The organism is Streptomyces sp. SID14436 (assembly GCF_010548465.1).
GTDB lineage: Bacteria > Actinomycetota > Actinomycetes > Streptomycetales > Streptomycetaceae > Streptomyces.
This window is the reverse complement of the sequence record NZ_JAAGMD010000807.1, coordinates 57,903-73,603: the sequence shown is the minus strand read 5'-3', so window position 1 is coordinate 73,603 and position 15,701 is coordinate 57,903. Positions and strand designations below refer to the sequence as shown.

General features: G+C 67.6%; 27 protein-coding genes. 1 reads left to right on the top strand and 26 read right to left on the bottom strand.

What is annotated here, in order from left to right:
- The first annotated feature begins 221 nt into the window (after nucleotides 1–221).
- Nucleotides 222–1,103 carry a hypothetical protein gene (locus G3I53_RS29600; RefSeq protein WP_164332824.1) on the top strand — a complete coding sequence of 294 codons (882 nt, stop codon included), beginning with the start codon at nucleotides 222–224 and terminating at the stop codon, nucleotides 1,101–1,103.
- 40 nt (nucleotides 1,104–1,143) lie between these two features.
- Here G3I53_RS29600 and truA read toward each other — a convergent pair whose 3' ends face one another.
- The 26 genes from truA to rpsS all read right to left on the bottom strand — a co-directional run bounded on the left by truA (nucleotide 1,144) and on the right by rpsS (nucleotide 15,697).
- Nucleotides 1,144–2,001: a tRNA pseudouridine(38-40) synthase TruA gene (gene truA, locus G3I53_RS29595; protein WP_164332823.1), complete on the bottom strand. Its 858-nt coding sequence runs from the start codon at nucleotides 1,999–2,001 to the stop codon at nucleotides 1,144–1,146.
- Nucleotides 2,002–2,083: 82 nt separating this feature from the next.
- The gene (gene rplQ / locus G3I53_RS29590) at nucleotides 2,084–2,611 is read right to left on the bottom strand and encodes a 50S ribosomal protein L17 (protein WP_164332822.1); all 528 of its coding nucleotides are present in this window, start codon (nucleotides 2,609–2,611) and stop codon (nucleotides 2,084–2,086) included.
- Nucleotides 2,612–2,762: 151 nt separating this feature from the next.
- The gene (locus G3I53_RS29585) at nucleotides 2,763–3,785 is read right to left on the bottom strand and encodes a DNA-directed RNA polymerase subunit alpha (RefSeq protein WP_003966937.1); all 1,023 of its coding nucleotides are present in this window, start codon (nucleotides 3,783–3,785) and stop codon (nucleotides 2,763–2,765) included.
- A 245-nt stretch (nucleotides 3,786–4,030) separates the two neighbouring features.
- Nucleotides 4,031–4,435 carry a 30S ribosomal protein S11 gene (gene rpsK, locus G3I53_RS29580; RefSeq protein WP_003948617.1) on the bottom strand — a complete coding sequence of 135 codons (405 nt, stop codon included), beginning with the start codon at nucleotides 4,433–4,435 and terminating at the stop codon, nucleotides 4,031–4,033.
- Between the two features lie 65 nt (nucleotides 4,436–4,500).
- Nucleotides 4,501–4,881 (bottom strand): 30S ribosomal protein S13, encoded by a 381-nt coding sequence (gene rpsM, locus G3I53_RS29575; protein WP_164332821.1) that lies wholly within the window; start codon nucleotides 4,879–4,881, stop codon nucleotides 4,501–4,503.
- A 191-nt stretch (nucleotides 4,882–5,072) separates the two neighbouring features.
- The gene (gene rpmJ, locus G3I53_RS29570; RefSeq protein WP_003974245.1) at nucleotides 5,073–5,186 is read right to left on the bottom strand and encodes a 50S ribosomal protein L36; all 114 of its coding nucleotides are present in this window, start codon (nucleotides 5,184–5,186) and stop codon (nucleotides 5,073–5,075) included.
- A gap of 60 nt (nucleotides 5,187–5,246) precedes the next feature.
- Entirely contained in the window at nucleotides 5,247–5,468 is a 222-nt protein-coding gene (gene infA / locus G3I53_RS29565) for a translation initiation factor IF-1 (protein ID WP_003948620.1), read from the bottom strand.
- Nucleotides 5,469–5,626: 158 nt separating this feature from the next.
- Complete coding sequence (gene map / locus G3I53_RS29560) at nucleotides 5,627–6,463, bottom strand: type I methionyl aminopeptidase (protein WP_164332820.1); 837 nt, start codon at nucleotides 6,461–6,463, stop codon at nucleotides 5,627–5,629.
- A gap of 142 nt (nucleotides 6,464–6,605) precedes the next feature.
- Nucleotides 6,606–7,259 (bottom strand): adenylate kinase, encoded by a 654-nt coding sequence (locus G3I53_RS29555; protein WP_164332819.1) that lies wholly within the window; start codon nucleotides 7,257–7,259, stop codon nucleotides 6,606–6,608.
- Nucleotides 7,259–8,572, bottom strand: a complete 1,314-nt coding sequence (gene secY / locus G3I53_RS29550) for a preprotein translocase subunit SecY (RefSeq protein ID WP_164332818.1) — start codon at nucleotides 8,570–8,572, stop codon at nucleotides 7,259–7,261. Before secY ends, G3I53_RS29555 begins: the two co-directional genes overlap by 1 nt.
- A gap of 233 nt (nucleotides 8,573–8,805) precedes the next feature.
- Nucleotides 8,806–9,261 (bottom strand): 50S ribosomal protein L15, encoded by a 456-nt coding sequence (gene rplO, locus G3I53_RS29545; protein WP_164332817.1) that lies wholly within the window; start codon nucleotides 9,259–9,261, stop codon nucleotides 8,806–8,808.
- Between the two features lie 2 nt (nucleotides 9,262–9,263).
- Nucleotides 9,264–9,446: a 50S ribosomal protein L30 gene (gene rpmD, locus G3I53_RS29540; RefSeq protein ID WP_164332816.1), complete on the bottom strand. Its 183-nt coding sequence runs from the start codon at nucleotides 9,444–9,446 to the stop codon at nucleotides 9,264–9,266.
- A 2-nt stretch (nucleotides 9,447–9,448) separates the two neighbouring features.
- Nucleotides 9,449–10,054 (bottom strand): 30S ribosomal protein S5, encoded by a 606-nt coding sequence (rpsE, locus tag G3I53_RS29535; RefSeq protein ID WP_164332815.1) that lies wholly within the window; start codon nucleotides 10,052–10,054, stop codon nucleotides 9,449–9,451.
- A gap of 41 nt (nucleotides 10,055–10,095) precedes the next feature.
- Nucleotides 10,096–10,479 carry a 50S ribosomal protein L18 gene (gene rplR, locus G3I53_RS29530; protein ID WP_164332814.1) on the bottom strand — a complete coding sequence of 128 codons (384 nt, stop codon included), beginning with the start codon at nucleotides 10,477–10,479 and terminating at the stop codon, nucleotides 10,096–10,098.
- Nucleotides 10,480–10,482: 3 nt separating this feature from the next.
- The gene (gene rplF, locus G3I53_RS29525; protein ID WP_164332813.1) at nucleotides 10,483–11,022 is read right to left on the bottom strand and encodes a 50S ribosomal protein L6; all 540 of its coding nucleotides are present in this window, start codon (nucleotides 11,020–11,022) and stop codon (nucleotides 10,483–10,485) included.
- Nucleotides 11,023–11,046: 24 nt separating this feature from the next.
- Nucleotides 11,047–11,445, bottom strand: a complete 399-nt coding sequence (gene rpsH / locus G3I53_RS29520; RefSeq protein ID WP_004984520.1) for a 30S ribosomal protein S8 — start codon at nucleotides 11,443–11,445, stop codon at nucleotides 11,047–11,049.
- A gap of 240 nt (nucleotides 11,446–11,685) precedes the next feature.
- A complete protein-coding gene (locus G3I53_RS29515) occupies nucleotides 11,686–11,871 on the bottom strand; it encodes a type Z 30S ribosomal protein S14 (protein WP_003948630.1) in 186 nt (61 codons plus the stop codon).
- Between the two features lie 5 nt (nucleotides 11,872–11,876).
- Nucleotides 11,877–12,434 (bottom strand): 50S ribosomal protein L5, encoded by a 558-nt coding sequence (rplE, locus tag G3I53_RS29510; protein ID WP_019329632.1) that lies wholly within the window; start codon nucleotides 12,432–12,434, stop codon nucleotides 11,877–11,879.
- The gene (rplX, locus tag G3I53_RS29505) at nucleotides 12,434–12,757 is read right to left on the bottom strand and encodes a 50S ribosomal protein L24 (RefSeq protein WP_164332812.1); all 324 of its coding nucleotides are present in this window, start codon (nucleotides 12,755–12,757) and stop codon (nucleotides 12,434–12,436) included. The genes rplE and rplX overlap by 1 nt, the downstream gene beginning before the upstream one ends.
- 2 nt (nucleotides 12,758–12,759) lie before the next feature.
- Entirely contained in the window at nucleotides 12,760–13,128 is a 369-nt protein-coding gene (gene rplN, locus G3I53_RS29500) for a 50S ribosomal protein L14 (protein ID WP_003998823.1), read from the bottom strand.
- Between the two features lie 135 nt (nucleotides 13,129–13,263).
- Nucleotides 13,264–13,551, bottom strand: coding sequence for a 30S ribosomal protein S17 (rpsQ, locus tag G3I53_RS29495; protein ID WP_023587024.1), 288 nt, complete (start codon nucleotides 13,549–13,551; stop codon nucleotides 13,264–13,266).
- Nucleotides 13,551–13,775, bottom strand: coding sequence for a 50S ribosomal protein L29 (gene rpmC / locus G3I53_RS29490; RefSeq protein WP_007494763.1), 225 nt, complete (start codon nucleotides 13,773–13,775; stop codon nucleotides 13,551–13,553). The genes rpsQ and rpmC overlap by 1 nt, the downstream gene beginning before the upstream one ends.
- Nucleotides 13,775–14,194, bottom strand: coding sequence for a 50S ribosomal protein L16 (gene rplP / locus G3I53_RS29485; protein ID WP_125504725.1), 420 nt, complete (start codon nucleotides 14,192–14,194; stop codon nucleotides 13,775–13,777). Before rplP ends, rpmC begins: the two co-directional genes overlap by 1 nt.
- A gap of 5 nt (nucleotides 14,195–14,199) precedes the next feature.
- Nucleotides 14,200–15,024: a 30S ribosomal protein S3 gene (rpsC, locus tag G3I53_RS29480; protein WP_164332810.1), complete on the bottom strand. Its 825-nt coding sequence runs from the start codon at nucleotides 15,022–15,024 to the stop codon at nucleotides 14,200–14,202.
- Entirely contained in the window at nucleotides 15,024–15,371 is a 348-nt protein-coding gene (gene rplV, locus G3I53_RS29475; RefSeq protein ID WP_164332826.1) for a 50S ribosomal protein L22, read from the bottom strand. The genes rpsC and rplV overlap by 1 nt, the downstream gene beginning before the upstream one ends.
- Before the next feature lie 44 nt (nucleotides 15,372–15,415).
- Nucleotides 15,416–15,697 carry a 30S ribosomal protein S19 gene (gene rpsS / locus G3I53_RS29470; RefSeq protein ID WP_030567256.1) on the bottom strand — a complete coding sequence of 94 codons (282 nt, stop codon included), beginning with the start codon at nucleotides 15,695–15,697 and terminating at the stop codon, nucleotides 15,416–15,418.
- Between the last annotated feature and the right edge of the window lie 4 nt (nucleotides 15,698–15,701).

The following is a 15,701-nucleotide window of genomic DNA, read 5'->3' as shown; positions in this document are numbered from 1 at the left end:
GGCGCGGGCGCCCCCGCCGCCTCCGCCCGAGGTCACACGCCCCGCGTACGCGTCCGGTGCCGGCACCCGCGCCCCGGGCGCCGCCCCCGGGAGCCCGGGGACGGGTCGCACCAACCACCCGCAGATGTCGCTTTTGCCCGTCGTCATGCGGGCAACGCTAAGGGCTGCACGGCTCGTTGAGGCGGAACAGCACACCCCGCGCCCCGTCTAAGATGCGCCCCATGAGTTATGGGCAGGGGGGACCTCAACCGCAGTGGGATCCCTGGAAACCGCAGTCTCAGCAGCCCTGGAACAGCGGCGGCTCGGGCCAGTCACCCGACTGGGCCGCGCTCGCCGACGCCTCCGAGGCCCGTCACAAGCGGCGCCGGCTGTTGTTCATCGGCTCAGGCGCGCTCGCCACCGTCGCGATAGGCACGGCCGTTGCGGTGGCCGTGGTCTCCGCCAACGGTGACAACCGGACCGCGGGCGGACCGTCGTCCCAGCTCCCCGGCGCCGCCACGATCCCGAGCGCCGAGGCCACCGTGCCCTCGTTCGCCCCGACGAGCGCCCCGCCGCCGCTGGACCCCGCGGACTTCATCGCCAGCGCGAAGAAGGACCGGGCGCCTCTGGCCCCGGACGTCCTCTTCCCCGGCACCCAGCTCACCATGGGCGAGACGGTGTACAAGAAGGGCCCGACGGCCGACACCCGCAACTGCGGCTCCGCGGCGAAGGCCACGCTCCCCAAGGTGCTGACGGACAACGACTGCACCCGCCTGATGCGTGTCACCTACACCAAGGACGACGTCGCGGTGACGGTGGGCGTCGCGGTGTTCGACACCGAGGCCCAGGCGGCCAAGGCCAAGCAGCAGGCGGACAAGCGAAGCATCGTCAAGTCCCTGGCGGGCGGCGGCGTCAAGGAGTTCTGCGACGGTGCGGTCTGCCGCTCGACCACCAACTCCGTCGGCCGCTACGCCTACTTCACCCTCTCCGGGTTCACCGACGGCAAGGACGTGAAGGAGAAGGACAGCGTGGTGTTCGCCGCGGGCGACGACCTCGCGGAGTTCACGTTCCGTCAGATCCGCCGCCGGGGCGAGGCGCAGGCGTCGGCAGCGGCCAACGAGTGACCCCGGGGGCCGGCCCGGCGTGCGGTTCCGGCCCCGTGGCTCAGCAGCAGCCGGCCGAGGGCAGCGAACGCCGGTTGCGGGCCTCCTTGTTGCGGGCGGCCAGCAGTTCGTCCGCCGGGTAGCCGACCTCCTCCAGGGTCAGCCCGTGCGGCCGCACCACGTGCACGGCCGAGTCCCGTACGCCCGCCGCCAGCACCTTGCCGGGCCAGTCGGGCGGGCGGTGGCCGTCGCCCACGAACAGCAGCGCGCCGATGAGCGAGCGCACCATGTTGTGGCAGAAGGCGTCGGCCCGCACCGTCGCCGTGATCACCCCGTCCGCGCCCCGCTGAAGGCTCAGCTCCTGGAGCGTGCGGATGGTCGTCGCGCCCTCGCGCCGCTTGCAGTAGGCGGCGAAGTCGTGCTCCCCCAGCAGCCCCCGCGCCGCCTCGTTCATGGCGTCGACGTCCAGGGGCCAGTCGTGCCACAGCACGTGGCCGCGCAGCAGCGGGTCGACCCCGCCCGGGTGGTCGGTGACCCGGTAGGCGTAGCGCCGCCAGATCGCGGAGAACCGCGCGTTGAAGCCCGCCGGGGCCTCGGTGAGGGACCAGATCCGCACATCGCGCGGCAGCCGTCCCGCGAGCCGCTTCAGCAGCTTCTCCCGGTGCGCCTCCCACAGCTGGGCGGGCAGGTCCACGTGGGCCACCTGGCCGCGCGCGTGCACCCCGGCGTCGGTGCGCCCGGCCACGGTCAGCTCGTACGTCCGCTCCCCCGACCGCGTCACGGTCCGCAGCGCGTCCTCGATCTCCCCCTGCACCGTCCGCCGGCCCCCGGCCTGCTTGGCCCAGCCGTGGAAGGCGGCACCGTCGTAGGAGAGGTCGAGGCGGATGCGGACGTGTCCGGGCTGTACTTCGTCACTCACCTCGGCATCCTCTCAGAACACGGCGACGGGCCCGCTCCCCGGAGGGAACGGGCCCGTCGTGACCCTGGGGCCGCGGAACGCCTTACGCGTCCTTCGACTCCTCGGCCGGGGCCTCGGCGGCCTCGTCCTTGGTCAGGTCGGCCTTGGCGTCCTCGGCCGGGGCCTCGGCGGCCTCGTCCTTCTTGAGGGCGTCTTCCTTGACCGCACGCTTCGTGGCGGCCTCGGCCTCGCCGACCGCCTTCTGCTGCACCGTCAGCGCCTCGACCAGCTCGATCACGGCCATGGGCGCGTTGTCGCCACGGCGGTTACCGATCTTGGTGATGCGGGTGTAGCCACCGGGACGGTTCTCGTACCGCGGGCCGATCTCGGTGAAGAGCGTGTGGACGATGCTCTTGTCCGTGATCACCTGGAGCACCTGACGGCGGTTGTGAAGGTCGCCCTTCTTCGCCTTGGTGACCAGACGCTCGGCGTACGGACGCAGCTTGCGCGCCTTGGCCTCGGTGGTGGTGATGCGGCCGTGCTCGAAGAGCGACTTCGCGAGGTTCGCGAGCATCAGCTTCTCGTGCGCGGCGCTGCCGCCCATACGGGCGCCCTTGGTGGGCTTCGGCATGGTTCTCTCCTGTGTGTCTGCCCCGGCCGTATCAGGTACCGGAGTCAGTATCCGAGCAGGCGGCCGCCTGTCGGAGATCCGGGCAGGGCCCCGGGGGGACCTGTCCGGAGGGTGCGGTGGGCCGCCGTGCGGCGGCCCCTCCGCGGAGCAGTCAGTACTGCTCGGTCTCTACGAACCCGGCATCCGCGTCGTCGTCCGCGCCGAAGGCGTCCGCGGCGGCAGTGGGGTCGAATCCAGGCGGGCTGTCTTTCAACGCGAGCCCCATGCCCGCCAGCTTCGCCTTGACCTCGTCGATCGACTTCGCACCGAAGTTGCGGATGTCGAGGAGGTCCGCCTCGGAACGGGCGACGAGCTCACCCACGGAGTGGATGCCCTCACGCTTGAGGCAGTTGTACGACCGGACCGTGAGCTCGAGCTCCTCGATCGGCAGCGCCAGGTCGGCGGCGAGGGCGGCGTCCGTGGGGGACGGGCCCATGTCGATGCCCTCGGCGTCGATGTTGAGCTCGCGTGCCAGACCGAACAGCTCGACCAGGGTCTTTCCGGCCGACGCCATGGCGTCACGCGGACGCATGGCCTGCTTGGTCTCGACGTCGACGATCAGCTTGTCGAAGTCGGTGCGCTGCTCGACTCGGGTCGCCTCGACCTTGTAGGTGACCTTGAGAACCGGCGAGTAGATCGAGTCGACCGGGATCCGGCCGATCTCCTGGCCCACCTGCTTGTTCTGCACGGCGGAGACGTAGCCGCGACCGCGCTCGACGGTCAGCTCCATCTCCAGCTTGCCCTTGCCGTTGAGCGTGGCGAGCACGAGGTCGGGGTTGTGCACCTCGACACCGGCCGGCGGCGCGATGTCGGCGGCGGTGACCAGACCCGGGCCCTGCTTGCGCAGGTACATCACGACCGGCTCGTCGTGCTCCGAGGAGACGACCAGCTGCTTGATGTTGAGGATCAGGTCGGTGACGTCCTCCTTGACGCCCGGCACGGTGGTGAACTCGTGCAGGACGCCGTCGATGCGGATGCTGGTGACAGCAGCGCCGGGGATCGACGACAGGAGGGTGCGGCGGAGGGAGTTGCCGAGGGTGTAGCCGAAGCCCGGCTCCAGCGGCTCGATCACGAACCGGGAGCGGAATTCGTCGACGACTTCTTCGGTCAACGAGGGACGCTGAGCGATCAGCATGTGTGGATCAGATCCTTCATTCGTGGACGCCCGCTATTTGACGTCCGACGGAAACCGCACCCGGTGAAAAGTGCGGGTACTGCAAGGGTACGGGCGATACGGCCCTTGCGAGCCGTACCGCCCGGAACCTCGGGAAACCGGTGCCTCAGACGCGGCGGCGCTTCGGCGGGCGGCAGCCGTGCTGCGACATTGCGGGGGACGACCCCCGCACCCCCAGCAGGGGGCCGACCGGCGCGGCCGGTGCCTCAGACGCGGCGGCGCTTCGGCGGGCGGCAGCCGTTGTGCGGGGTCGGGGTGACGTCCTGGATGGAGCCGACCTCGAGGCCCGTGGCCTGCAGGGAGCGGATCGCGGTCTCACGACCGGAGCCCGGACCCTTGACGAACACGTCGACCTTGCGCATGCCGTGCTCCTGGGCGCGGCGGGCGGCCGACTCGGCGGCCATCTGCGCGGCGAACGGCGTGGACTTCCGGGAGCCCTTGAAGCCGACGTGGCCGGCGGAGGCCCAGGAGATCACGTTGCCGGTCGGGTCGGTGATCGACACGATCGTGTTGTTGAACGTGCTCTTGATGTGCGCGTGGCCGTGAGCGACGTTCTTCTTTTCCTTGCGGCGCACCTTCTTGGCAGCGCCCTGACGTCCCTTGGGGGGCATCTCTTAACTCCTACGGGAGGTGGTCGGTCCTACAGCGAAGACCGTGGACAGGCGTCCGCTGCGGACTACTTCTTGCCCGGCTTCTTCTTGCCGGCGATGGCGCGACGCGGGCCCTTGCGGGTGCGGGCGTTGGTGCTGGTGCGCTGACCGCGGACGGGCAGACCGCGACGGTGACGCAGACCCTGGTAGGTGCCGATCTCGACCTTGCGGCGGATGTCGGCCTGGATCTCGCGACGAAGGTCACCCTCGGTCTTGAGGTTGTTGTCGACGTACTCGCGGATCGCGACGAGCTGCTCCTCGGAGAGGTCGCGAACGCGGGTGTTCGGGTCGACGCCGGTGGCGGCCAGCGTCTGCTGAGAAAGGGTCCGGCCGATGCCGAACACGTAGGTGAGGGCGATCTCCACGCGCTTTTCGCGCGGAATGTCAACACCGGAAACGCGTGCCATTCAATGGCTCCAGTTAGTTGTCGGAGGTCTTCCACAGGACCGGATCCCAGCCCGCCGTACCAGGTACGGACCGGGTCCCCGGCCTCCGAGCCGGGGGTGTCGAGCCGTGCGGCTCGGGACCTGCGTATGAACGTGTGTTGCTCGCGTCGCGCGAAGTCTGCGGAAAGACGCAGAGGGTGGACGTGCTGCGATCAGCCCTGGCGCTGCTTGTGGCGCGGGTTGTCGCAGATGACCATGACCCGGCCGTGACGGCGGATCACCCTGCACTTGTCGCAGATCTTCTTGACGCTCGGCTTGACCTTCATGGGATGTGAGGTTCTCCGGGTCAGTGCCATCACCCCGGCGGGCCGGGGCGCGGGCAAGATCTACTTGTACCGGTAGACGATCCGGCCACGCGTCAGGTCGTACGGAGACAGCTCCACCACGACCCGGTCGTCAGGGAGGATGCGGATGTAGTGCATGCGCATCTTGCCGCTGATGTGTGCCAGGACCTGGTGGCCGTTCTGGAGCTCGACCTTGAACATGGCGTTCGGAAGAGACTCGACGACAGTGCCCTCGATCTCGATGGCACCTTGCTTCTTGGCCACGCTTCGCCCTTCGAATCGACTACCTTGATCAACTCAGACGTGCACCGTTCGGGATCCGAGCGCATGTGGACATGCGGGTGCACAAGAGCCGACGAGTCAGTCTACGTCAGGGCTGTCCGAAACACGAATCGGAGAAGTCTGCCCCGCTGGGGAGATCCTTAACCGAGCGGGTCCGGGGCGGCCGTGATGCCCAGCTCCGCCAGCTTGGCCTTCCCGCCGTCCGGGGCGGTGAGGACCAGCGGCCCCTGCTCGGTCAGCGCGACGGAGTGCTCCCAGTGCGAGGACCAGGTGCCGTCGGTGGTGATCACGGTCCAGTCGTCCGACAGGACCTCCGTCTTCGGGGTGCCCAGGGACACCATCGGCTCGATGGCCAGGCAGAAGCCGGGGACCAGCTTGGGGCCCTTGCCGCGGCGCCGGTCGACGTAGTTCAGCAGGTGCGGGTCCATGTGCATCTCGGTGCCGATGCCGTGGCCGCCGTAGTCCTCGATGATCCCGTACTTGCCGCCGCCGGGCTTGGGCTGGCGGCGGATGTAGGTCTCGATGGCGCGGGAGATGTCCACGAGCCGGTTGCCCTGCTTCATGGCCGCGATGCCGGCCCACATCGACTCCTCCGTCACCCGGGACAGCTCCACCAGCTCCGGGGAGTGACCGGAGCCGACGAAGGCCGTGAAGGCCGCGTCGCCGTGCCAGCCGTCGATGATCGCGCCGCAGTCGATGGAGATGATGTCGCCGTCCTTGAGGACGACGTCGTCGGAGGGGATGCCGTGCACCACGACCTCGTTGACCGAGGTGCAGATCGTCGCGGGGAAGCCGCCGTAGCCGAGGAAGTTCGGCTTGGCGTTGTGCTCCGCGAGCACCTTGCGGGCGGCCTCGTCGAGGTCCTTCGTGGTGGCCCCCGGGACGGCGGCCTCGCGGGTGGCCGCGTGAATGGCGGCCACGACCAGCCCCGCCTCACGCATCTTGGCGATCTGCTCGGGGGTCTTGATCTGCACCATGGTGCCAGGGCCTTTCTCGACCGGGGGTATCCGGTGGTTCGACGGGGACGGCGGACACCCTCAACGATACGGGGGGCTCCGCCCGCCCCCGCGCACAGCTCGGCCGCGGCTCCCGCTGGGAACCGCGGCCGGGCCCGTACGGCTACTTGTCGCGCCGCAGCGCTTCGAGCGCGCGACCGGTGACCTCGTCGACCGGTCCCAGGGCCGAGATCGTCACCACGAGGCCCTGGGCCTTGTAGTAGTCGATGATCGGCTCGGTCTGCGTGTGGTAGACCTCCAGGCGCGTGCGCACGGTCTCCTCGGAGTCGTCGTCGCGCTGGTACAGCTCGCCGCCGCAGCGGTCGCAGACGCCCTCCTTCGCCGGCGGGCTGTAGCTCACGTGGAAGACGTGGCTGGAGTCTTTGCGGCAGATGCGCCGGCCCGCGATGCGCTGGACCACCTCGGCCTCGGGGGCCTCCAGGTCGAGCACCGCGTCCAGCTTGATGCCCTCGGTGGTCAGCAGCTCGTCGAGCGCCTCGGCCTGGGAGACGTTGCGCGGGAAGCCGTCCAGCAGGAAGCCGTCCTTGGCGTCGGGCTGCTCCATGCGGTCCTTGGCCATGGCGATGGTGACCTCGTCGGGGACGAGATTGCCCGCGTCCATGTAGGACTTCGCCAGCTTCCCGAGCTCGGTCTGCCGGCTGATGTTGGCGCGGAACAGATCACCCGTGGAGATGTGCGGGATGCGCAGTTTCTCGGCAAGGCGGGTGGCCTGCGTACCCTTTCCGGCACCCGGCGGCCCGACGAGGACGATTCGCATCAGCGGAGGAACCCTTCGTAATTGCGCTGCTGGAGCTGGCTCTCGATCTGCCTCACCGTCTCAAGACCGACACCCACGATGATCAGGATGCTGGTCCCGCCGAACGGGAAGTTCTGGTTCGCCCCGAAACCAGCCAACGCCATTGTCGGCACGAGAGAGATCAGGCCCAGATACAGCGAACCCGGCCAGGTGATCCGGTTGAGTACGTAGCTCAGGTACTCAGCGGTCGGTCGGCCAGCCCGGATGCCCGGGATGAAGCCACCATACTTCTTCATGTTGTCCGCGACTTCTTCGGGGTTGAAGGTGATCGCCACGTAGAAGAACGCGAAGAAGACGATGAGGAAGAAGTACAGAATGATGTGCGCCGTGGCGGACGGATCCGCGAGATTCTTCTGGATCCAGGTCGCCCAGCCGGACGTCGACCCGGCGAACTGCACGATCAGGGCCGGGATGTAGAGCAGGGACGCGGCGAAGATGACCGGGATCACACCGGCCTGGTTCACCTTCAGCGGGATGTAGGTGGACGTGCCGCCGTAGGACCGGCGGCCGATCATGCGCTTGGCGTACTGCACGGGGATCCGGCGCTGGGCCTGCTCGACGAACACGACCAGGCCGACCATGACGAAGCCGACCAGCATCACGGTGCCGAACTCGATCCAGCCGTCCGCCAGGCTGCCCTCCTCCTTGATGGCCCACAGGGCGGCCGGGAAGGTGGCGGCGATCGAGATGAACATCAGGATCGACATGCCGTTGCCCACGCCGCGGTCGGTGATGAGCTCACCGAGCCACATCACGACGGCCGTGCCGGCGGTCATGGTGATGACCATGGTGATGGTCACGAAGATCGACTGGTCGGGCACGATCTGGTTGGCGACCGGGCAGTTCTGGAAGAGCGCGCCGCTGCGAGCGGTGGCCACCAGACCCGTGCCCTGGAGGATGGCGAGCGCCACCGTCAGATAACGGGTGTACTGCGTGATCTTCGCCGTACCGGCCTGGCCCTCCTTCTTCAGGGCTTCCAGGCGCGGGATCACCACGGTCAGCAGCTGCAGGATGATGGCCGCCGTGATGTACGGCATGATGCCCAGCGCGAAGATCGTGATCTGAAGCAACGCGCCACCGCTGAACATGTTGACCAGACCGAACAGACCCTGATTGGCCTCAGCGTTGTCGATACAGGCCTGGACGTTCCGGTAGTCGACGCCCGGGATCGGCACGTTGGTACCGAGCCGGTACACCACGATGATGCCGAGCGTGAAGAGCAGCTTCTTGCGCAGGTCGGGCGTCTTGAACGCCCGGGCGAACGCGGTGAGCACGGTGCCTCCTGCGACCCCCGCGCGTCTGCGTCAAGGGTGACGGTCTTGAGGTTCGACAAATACGTAACGGTCAACTGCCGCTCCGAGTGCCCGTGTGGGGCGCCCGGTGTAATTGGGCAGCGCAGGCCACCTTACCGGCGAGACTGCCGCCCTAGGAACGACCAACCGGGGATACCCCAAATGTGGGGTATCCCCGGTCGGGATCGCTCAAGTCATCGGCTCGTCCGAGGGGTTCAGACGAGCTCGGTGACGGTACCGCCGGCGGCGGTGATCTTCTCCTTGGCGGAGCCGGAGACGGCGTCGACCGTCACCTGCAGCGCCACGGAGATCTCGCCCTGGCCGAGCACCTTGACGAGGCTGTTCTTGCGAACGGCACCCTTGGCGACCAGGTCCTCGACCGTGACCTCCCCGCCCTCGGGGTAGAGGGAGGCGAGACGGTCCAGGTTCACGACCTGGAACTCGGTCTTGAACGGGTTCTTGAAGCCCTTCAGCTTCGGGAGGCGCATGTGCAGGGGCATCTGGCCACCCTCGAAGCGCTCCGGAACCTGGTAACGGGCCTTGGTGCCCTTGGTACCACGACCGGCCGTCTTACCCTTCGACGCCTCACCACGACCGACACGGGTCTTGGCGGTCTTGGCGCCCGGGGCGGGACGGAGGTTGTGGATCTTGAGCGGGTTCTGCTCCGCCATGATCAGTCGACCTCCTCGACCGTCACGAGGTGGCGGACGGTGTGCACCATGCCGCGGAACTCGGGGCGGTCCTCCTTGACGACCTGCGTGTTGATCCCCTTGAGACCAAGGGAGCGCAGGGTGTCACGGTGGTTCTGCTTGCTGCCGATGTAGGACTTGACCTGCGTAATCCTGATCTGCGCCATGATTACGCACCCGCCCCGGCGCGTGCACGGAGAAGAGCCGCGGGGGCGACGTCCTCGAGCGGCAGACCACGGCGGGCCGCGATCTCCTCGGGACGCTGCAGGCCACGGAGGGCCTCCACGGTCGCGTGCACGATGTTGATCGCGTTGTCGGAGCCGAGCGACTTCGACAGCACGTCGTGGATGCCGGCGCACTCGAGCACGGCACGCACCGGACCACCGGCGATCACACCGGTACCCGGGGAGGCGGGCTTGAGCAGCACGACTCCGGCAGCCTTCTCACCCTGAATGGGGTGCGGGATGGTGCCCTGGATGCGGGGGACCTTGAAGAAGTGCTTCTTGGCCTCCTCAACGCCCTTGGCGATGGCGGCCGGCACCTCCTTGGCCTTGCCGTATCCGACACCCACGGTGCCGTCACCGTCGCCCACCACGACCAGCGCGGTGAAGCTGAAGCGACGACCACCCTTCACAACCTTGGCGACGCGGTTGATCGCGACGACGCGCTCAACGTACGCGGTCTTCTCGGCGGCAGCAGCGCCGCCGTCACGGCCCTTCCGGTCCCGCCGCTCGCCGCCACCGGCGCCGCCACCGCGGCGCTGGGGTCCAGCCATTGGAATTACCTCTCTCTGTTTCCGCTAGCTCCGGAACCGGCTCAGAACTTGAGCCCGGCTTCGCGGGCGGCGTCCGCCAGGGCGGCGATGCGCCCGGCGTACTGGTTGCCACCACGGTCGAACACGACGGCCTCGACACCGGCTGCCTTGGCGCGCTCGGCGACCAGGGCACCGACCTGCTTGGCCTGCGCGGACTTGTCGCCCTCGCCACTGCGGATCGAGCTGTCCAGAGTGGACGCCGACGCCACGGTGTGGCCCTTCAGGTCGTCGATCACCTGCGCCACGATGTGGCGGTTCGAGCGGGTCACGACGAGACGGGGACGCTCCGCCGTACCCGCGACCTTCTTGCGGATCCGGATGTGACGGCGCTTGATCGCGGCGCGCTTGTAGGCGTCGCCCTTGAGGATCTTCTGCCCGTATGCCATGGCTTACTTACCCGCCTTTCCGACCTTGCGGCGGATGACTTCGCCCTCGTACTTGACGCCCTTGGCCTTGTACGGGTCGGGCTTGCGCAGCTTGCGGATGTTGGCCGCAACCTCGCCGACCTTCTGCTTGTCGATGCCCTCGACCGAGAAACGGGTCGGGGACTCCACCTTGAAGGTGATGCCCTCGGGGGCCTCGACCAGGATCGGGTGGCTGTAGCCGAGGGAGAACTCCAGGTTCGAACCCTTGGCGAGCACGCGGTAACCGACACCGCTGATCTCGAGCTTCTTCACGTAACCCTGGGTCACGCCGGTGATCATGTTCGCCACCAGCGTGCGCGACAGGCCGTGCAGGGCCTTGTTCTGACGCTCGTCGTTGGGGCGGGTGACGTTCAGCACGCCGTCCTCACCCTTGGCGATCTCGATCGGCGCCACGACGGTGTGGGTCAGCGTGCCCTTCGGGCCCTTGACCGCGACCGTACGGCCGTCGATGGTGACGTCCACGCCGGCGGGAACCGCGATGGGGAGCTTGCCGATGCGCGACATAGCTGTTTCCTCCGTTCCCTTCTGCTACCAGACGTAGGCGAGGACTTCCCCACCCACGCCCTTCTTGCCGGCCTGCTTGTCGGTGAGGAGCCCGTGCGACGTGGAGATGATCGCCACGCCGAGGCCGCCCAGCACCTTCGGCAGGTTGGTGGACTTCGCGTACACCCGGAGTCCGGGCTTGGAGATCCGCTTGATGCCCGCGATGGAGCGCTCACGGTTGGGGCCGAACTTCAGCTCCAGGACGAGGTTCTTGCCGACCTCGGCGTCCTCGACCTTCCAGCCCGTGATGAAGCCCTCCTGCTGGAGGATCTCCGCGATGTGAGACTTGATCTTCGAGTGCGGCATCGCCACGGAGTCGTGGTACGCCGAGTTCGCGTTCCGCAGACGCGTCAGCATGTCTGCGATCGGATCAGTCATGGTCATGAATTGGCCTTCGGCCTCTCTCGCCGGGGTTTCCTGGTGCGCCATCCCTCTCCCCGATCCGAGACGGGACGGGTGCGGCGCGGTGGACCTACGGCGTAGTAAGCAATCAGTGGCGGGCGGTGTGCCCGCGTGGCGTACGGGGCCGGCAGGCGCCCAACCCCACAAGCCTAAGGCATGCGGAGTGGGCCCCCTGCCGTCCCAGTTGCTTACCGAGAGTCCTGGGGATCCGGAAAGACCGGACTACCAGGAGCTCTTGGTCACGCCCGGCAGCTCGCCACGGTGAGCCATCTCACGAAGGCACACGCGGCACAGGCCGAACTTGCGGTACACGGAGTGCGGGCGGCCACAGCGCTGGCAGCGGGTGTAGCCACGCACGCCGAACTTGGGCTTGCGAGCAGCCTTAGCGATCAGAGCCTTCTTCGCCATCTCGCTCACGCCTCCTTGAAGGGGAAGCCGAGGTGACGAAGGAGCGCGCGGCCCTCAGCGTCGTTGGTCGCCGTGGTCACCACGGTGATGTCCATACCCCGGACGCGGTCGATCTTGTCCTGGTCGATCTCGTGGAACATGACCTGCTCCGTGAGACCGAAGGTGTAGTTGCCACGGCCGTCGAACTGCTTGGGGGACAGGCCGCGGAAGTCGCGGATGCGCGGCAGCGCGAGCGACAGGGTGCGGTCCAGGAACTCCCACATGCGGTCGCCACGGAGCGTGACGTGGGCACCGATCGGCTGGCCCTCGCGCAGCTTGAACTGCGCGATGGACTTGCGGGCCTTGGTGACGGCCGGCTTCTGACCGGTGATCGTGGTGAGGTCGCGGATGGCGCCCTCGATCAGCTTGGAGTCGCGGGCGGCGTCGCCCACACCCATGTTGACCACGATCTTGACGAGGCCGGGAACCTGCATGACGTTCTCGTAGGAGAACTCCTCACGCAGCTTGCCCGCGATCTCCTCGCGGTACTTCGTCTTCAGACGCGGAGTGGTGGTGGTAGCCATCAGATGTCCTCACCCGTCCGCTTGGCAACGCGGATCTTGTTGCCCTCGTCGTCGAAGCGGTATCCGACGCGCGTGACGACCTTCTTGCCGTCCTTCTCCACGACCAGCTGGACGTTGGAGACGTGGACCGGCGCCTCGGTGGTCACGATGCCGCCGGCCTGCGAACCGCCTGCGGTCGGGCCGGCCTTGGTGTGCTTCTTGACCCGGTTGACACCCTCGACCAGGACGCGCTCCTCGCGCGGGTAAGCGGCAATGACCTTGCCCTGCTTGCCCTTGTCCTTGCCGGTGATGACCTGGACCAGGTCGCCCTTCTTGATCTTCATGCTCACAGCACCTCCGGCGCGAGGGAGATGATCTTCATGAACTTCTTCTCGCGCAGCTCACGGCCGACCGGGCCGAAGATACGGGTGCCACGAGGGTCGCCGTCGTTCTTCAGAATGACGGCGGCGTTCTCGTCGAAGCGGATGTACGAGCCGTCCGGACGGCGGCGCTCCTTGACGGTGCGAACGATGACCGCCTTGACGACGTCACCCTTCTTCACGTTGCCACCGGGGATCGCGTCCTTGACGGTGGCGACGATGACGTCACCGATGCCCGCGTAGCGGCGACCGGAGCCACCGAGCACACGGATGCAAAGGATCTCCTTCGCGCCCGTGTTGTCGGCGACACGCAGTCGCGACTCCTGCTGGATCACGTCTATCTCCTGAATGTCTGCCGGTTCCCCGGGGGCCGCTCACCTTGAGCGGACGGCCCCCGGAGCCTGGCGGAACTTGTCCTGCGAGGGGTGCCCCGCGGGAACGTACTTGTGCAACTCCCTTGCGGGAATTGCTTACTTGGCCTTCTCGAGGATCTCGACGATGCGCCAGTGCTTCGTGGCGGACAGCGGCCGGGTCTCCATCAGGAGGACGCGGTCACCGACGCCGGCGGCGTTCTGCTCGTCGTGGGCCTTGAGCTTGCTCGTGCTGCGGATGACCTTGCCGTACAGCGCGTGCTTCTTGCGGTCCTCGACGGCGACGACGACGGTCTTGTCCATCTTGTCGCTGACGACGATGCCCTCGCGGGTCTTGCGGAAGCCCCGAGCCTCAGTGTTCGTCTCAGTCACGTTGTTCTCGCTCATCAGGCGTTCTCCACCGTTTCGATGCCCAGCTCACGCTCGCGCATCAGGGTGTAGATCCGCGCGATGTCCTTGCGGACCGCCTTCAGACGGCCGTGGTTCTCGAGCTGTCCGGTCGCCGCCTGGAAGCGGAGGTTGAACAGCTCTTCCTTGGCCTCGCGGAGCTTCGCGAGAAGCTCCTCGTTGCCCAGCTCGCGCAGCTCTGACGCCTTGGTACCGGCCGACATCACGCTTCACCTGCCTCGCGCTTGACGATCTTGCACTTCATCGGCAGCTTGTGGGCCGCACGGGTCAGGGCCTCGCGCGCGATCTTCTCGTTGGGGTACGACAGCTCGAACATCACGCGTCCGGGCTTGACGTTGGCCACCCACCACTCCGGAGAACCCTTACCGGAACCCATGCGGGTCTCGGCCGGCTTCTTGGTGAGGGGGCGGTCCGGGTAGATGTTGATCCAGACCTTGCCGCCACGCTTGATGTGACGGGTCATGGCGATACGAGCCGCCTCGATCTGGCGGTTCGTCACGTACGCCGGGGTCAGCGCCTGGATGCCGTACTCGCCGAACGCAACCTGCGTGCCACCCTTCGACATACCGGTGCGCTTGGGGTGGTGCTGCTTGCGGTGCTTGACCCTACGGGGGATCAGCATGTCGGTCAGGCCTCCGTTCCGGTGCTCTCAGCCGGAGCAGCGGCGGGAGCCTCGGCCTTGGGGGCCTCGGCGGCCGGAGCCTGCTGCTGCGGCTTGCGACCGCGCCGCTCGCCACCGCGGCCACCACGGGCCGGGCGGTCGGCACCGCCGCGCGCCGGGCGGTTGCCCGCGCGGGCTGCGGCGTTCTCGGCGCGGACCTCGGCGATGTTCTTGACGTCGCCCTTGTAGATCCAGACCTTCACGCCGATACGGCCGAAGGTCGTCTTGGCCTCGAAGAAGCCGTAGTCCACGTTCGCGCGGAGCGTGTGCAGGGGCACGCGGCCCTCGCGGTAGAACTCCGAGCGGGACATCTCGGCGCCGCCGAGGCGGCCGCCGCACTGGATCTTGATGCCCTTGGCGCCCGCCTTCATCGCCGACTGCATGCTCTTGCGCATGGCGCGGCGGAAGGAGACACGGGAGGAGAGCTGCTCGGCGACGGCCTGGGCCACGAGCTGAGCGTCCGTCTCGGGGTTCTTGACCTCGAGGATGTTCAGCTGGACCTGCTTGCCGGTGAGCTTCTCGAGGTCACCGCGGATGCGGTCGGCCTCGGCGCCGCGGCGGCCGATGACGATGCCCGGACGGGCCGTGTGGATGTCCACACGGACGCGGTCACGGGTGCGCTCGATCTCGACCTTGGAGATGCCGGCGCGCTCCATGCCGGACGTCATCATCCGGCGGATGGCGACGTCTTCCTTGACGTAGTCCTTGTACAGCTTGTCGGCGTACCAACGCGACTTGAAGTCGGTCGTGACACCGAGCCGGAACCCGTGCGGGTTTACCTTCTGGCCCATTACCGGGTTCCTTCCTTGCTGCTGACGACCACGGTGATGTGGCTGGTCCGCTTGCGGATCCGGTAGGCGCGGCCCTGGGCGCGCGGACGGAACCGCTTCAGGGTCGGGCCCTCGTCGACGTAGGCCTCGGAGATGAAGAGGCTGTCGACATCGGTGTGGTCGTAGTTGTGCGCGGCGTTGGCAATGGCGCTGTCCAGCACCTTGCCCACCGGCTCGCTCGCGGCCTGCGGGGCGAAACGCAGGACCGCCTGAGCCTCCGTGGCATTCATGCCACGGATGAGGTCCACCACGCGGCGGGCCTTCATGGGCGTGACGCGGATGTACCGCGCCTGGGCCCTGGCTTCCATGGTTGTCCCTTCAATGTCTGTCATGGTCGATTGCACCCCGCCGACTAGCGGCGCTTCGACTTCCGGTCGTCCTTGACGTGGCCCCGGAAGGTGCGGGTCGGCGAGAACTCGCCGAGCTTGTGGCCGACCATCGACTCGGTGACAAACACCGGGATGTGGGTCTTGCCGTTGTGCACCGCGATCGTGTGTCCGAGCATCGCCGGGACGATCATCGAGCGACGGGACCAGGTCTTGATGACGTTCTTGGTACCGGCTTCGTTCTGTGCGTCCACCTTCTTGACGAGGTGGTCGTCGACGAAGGGTCCCTTCTTCAAGCTACGAGGCATCTCA

Bases quoted from the DNA above. Each gene is read 5' to 3' on its own strand.
- rplR (WP_164332814.1), bottom strand. From the start codon at position 10,479: ATGGCATACGGGCAGAAGATCCTCAAGGGCGACGCCTACAAGCGCGCC.
- rpmD (WP_164332816.1), bottom strand. From the start codon at position 9,446: ATGGCGCAGATCAGGATTACGCAGGTCAAGTCCTACATCGGCAGCAAG.
- rpsC (WP_164332810.1), bottom strand. From the start codon at position 15,024: ATGGGCCAGAAGGTAAACCCGCACGGGTTCCGGCTCGGTGTCACGACC.
- rpsH (WP_004984520.1), bottom strand. From the start codon at position 11,445: ATGACCATGACTGATCCGATCGCAGACATGCTGACGCGTCTGCGGAAC.
- rpsK (WP_003948617.1), bottom strand. From the start codon at position 4,435: ATGCCCCCCAAGGGACGTCAGGGCGCTGCCAAGAAGGTGCGCCGCAAG.
- map (WP_164332820.1), bottom strand. From the start codon at position 6,463: ATGGTGCAGATCAAGACCCCCGAGCAGATCGCCAAGATGCGTGAGGCG.
- G3I53_RS29555 (WP_164332819.1), bottom strand. From the start codon at position 7,259: ATGCGAATCGTCCTCGTCGGGCCGCCGGGTGCCGGAAAGGGTACGCAG.
- rpsQ (WP_023587024.1), bottom strand. From the start codon at position 13,551: ATGAGCGAGAACAACGTGACTGAGACGAACACTGAGGCTCGGGGCTTC.
- rpsE (WP_164332815.1), bottom strand. From the start codon at position 10,054: ATGGCTGGACCCCAGCGCCGCGGTGGCGGCGCCGGTGGCGGCGAGCGG.
- G3I53_RS29600 (WP_164332824.1), top strand. From the start codon at position 222: ATGAGTTATGGGCAGGGGGGACCTCAACCGCAGTGGGATCCCTGGAAA.
- rplP (WP_125504725.1), bottom strand. From the start codon at position 14,194: ATGCTGATCCCCCGTAGGGTCAAGCACCGCAAGCAGCACCACCCCAAG.
- rpsS (WP_030567256.1), bottom strand. From the start codon at position 15,697: ATGCCTCGTAGCTTGAAGAAGGGACCCTTCGTCGACGACCACCTCGTC.
- rplE (WP_019329632.1), bottom strand. From the start codon at position 12,434: ATGGCTACCACCACCACTCCGCGTCTGAAGACGAAGTACCGCGAGGAG.
- rpsM (WP_164332821.1), bottom strand. From the start codon at position 4,881: ATGGCACGCGTTTCCGGTGTTGACATTCCGCGCGAAAAGCGCGTGGAG.
- G3I53_RS29585 (WP_003966937.1), bottom strand. From the start codon at position 3,785: ATGCTGATCGCTCAGCGTCCCTCGTTGACCGAAGAAGTCGTCGACGAA.
- G3I53_RS29515 (WP_003948630.1), bottom strand. From the start codon at position 11,871: ATGGCGAAGAAGGCTCTGATCGCTAAGGCTGCTCGCAAGCCCAAGTTC.
- rplQ (WP_164332822.1), bottom strand. From the start codon at position 2,611: ATGCCGAAGCCCACCAAGGGCGCCCGTATGGGCGGCAGCGCCGCGCAC.
- rplF (WP_164332813.1), bottom strand. From the start codon at position 11,022: ATGTCGCGCATCGGCAAGCTCCCCATCGCGGTTCCCGCCGGCGTGGAC.
- rpmJ (WP_003974245.1), bottom strand. From the start codon at position 5,186: ATGAAGGTCAAGCCGAGCGTCAAGAAGATCTGCGACAAGTGCAGGGTG.
- rplX (WP_164332812.1), bottom strand. From the start codon at position 12,757: ATGAAGATCAAGAAGGGCGACCTGGTCCAGGTCATCACCGGCAAGGAC.
- rpmC (WP_007494763.1), bottom strand. From the start codon at position 13,775: ATGTCGGCCGGTACCAAGGCGTCAGAGCTGCGCGAGCTGGGCAACGAG.
- rplV (WP_164332826.1), bottom strand. From the start codon at position 15,371: ATGGAAGCCAGGGCCCAGGCGCGGTACATCCGCGTCACGCCCATGAAG.
- rplO (WP_164332817.1), bottom strand. From the start codon at position 9,261: ATGGCGGAGCAGAACCCGCTCAAGATCCACAACCTCCGTCCCGCCCCG.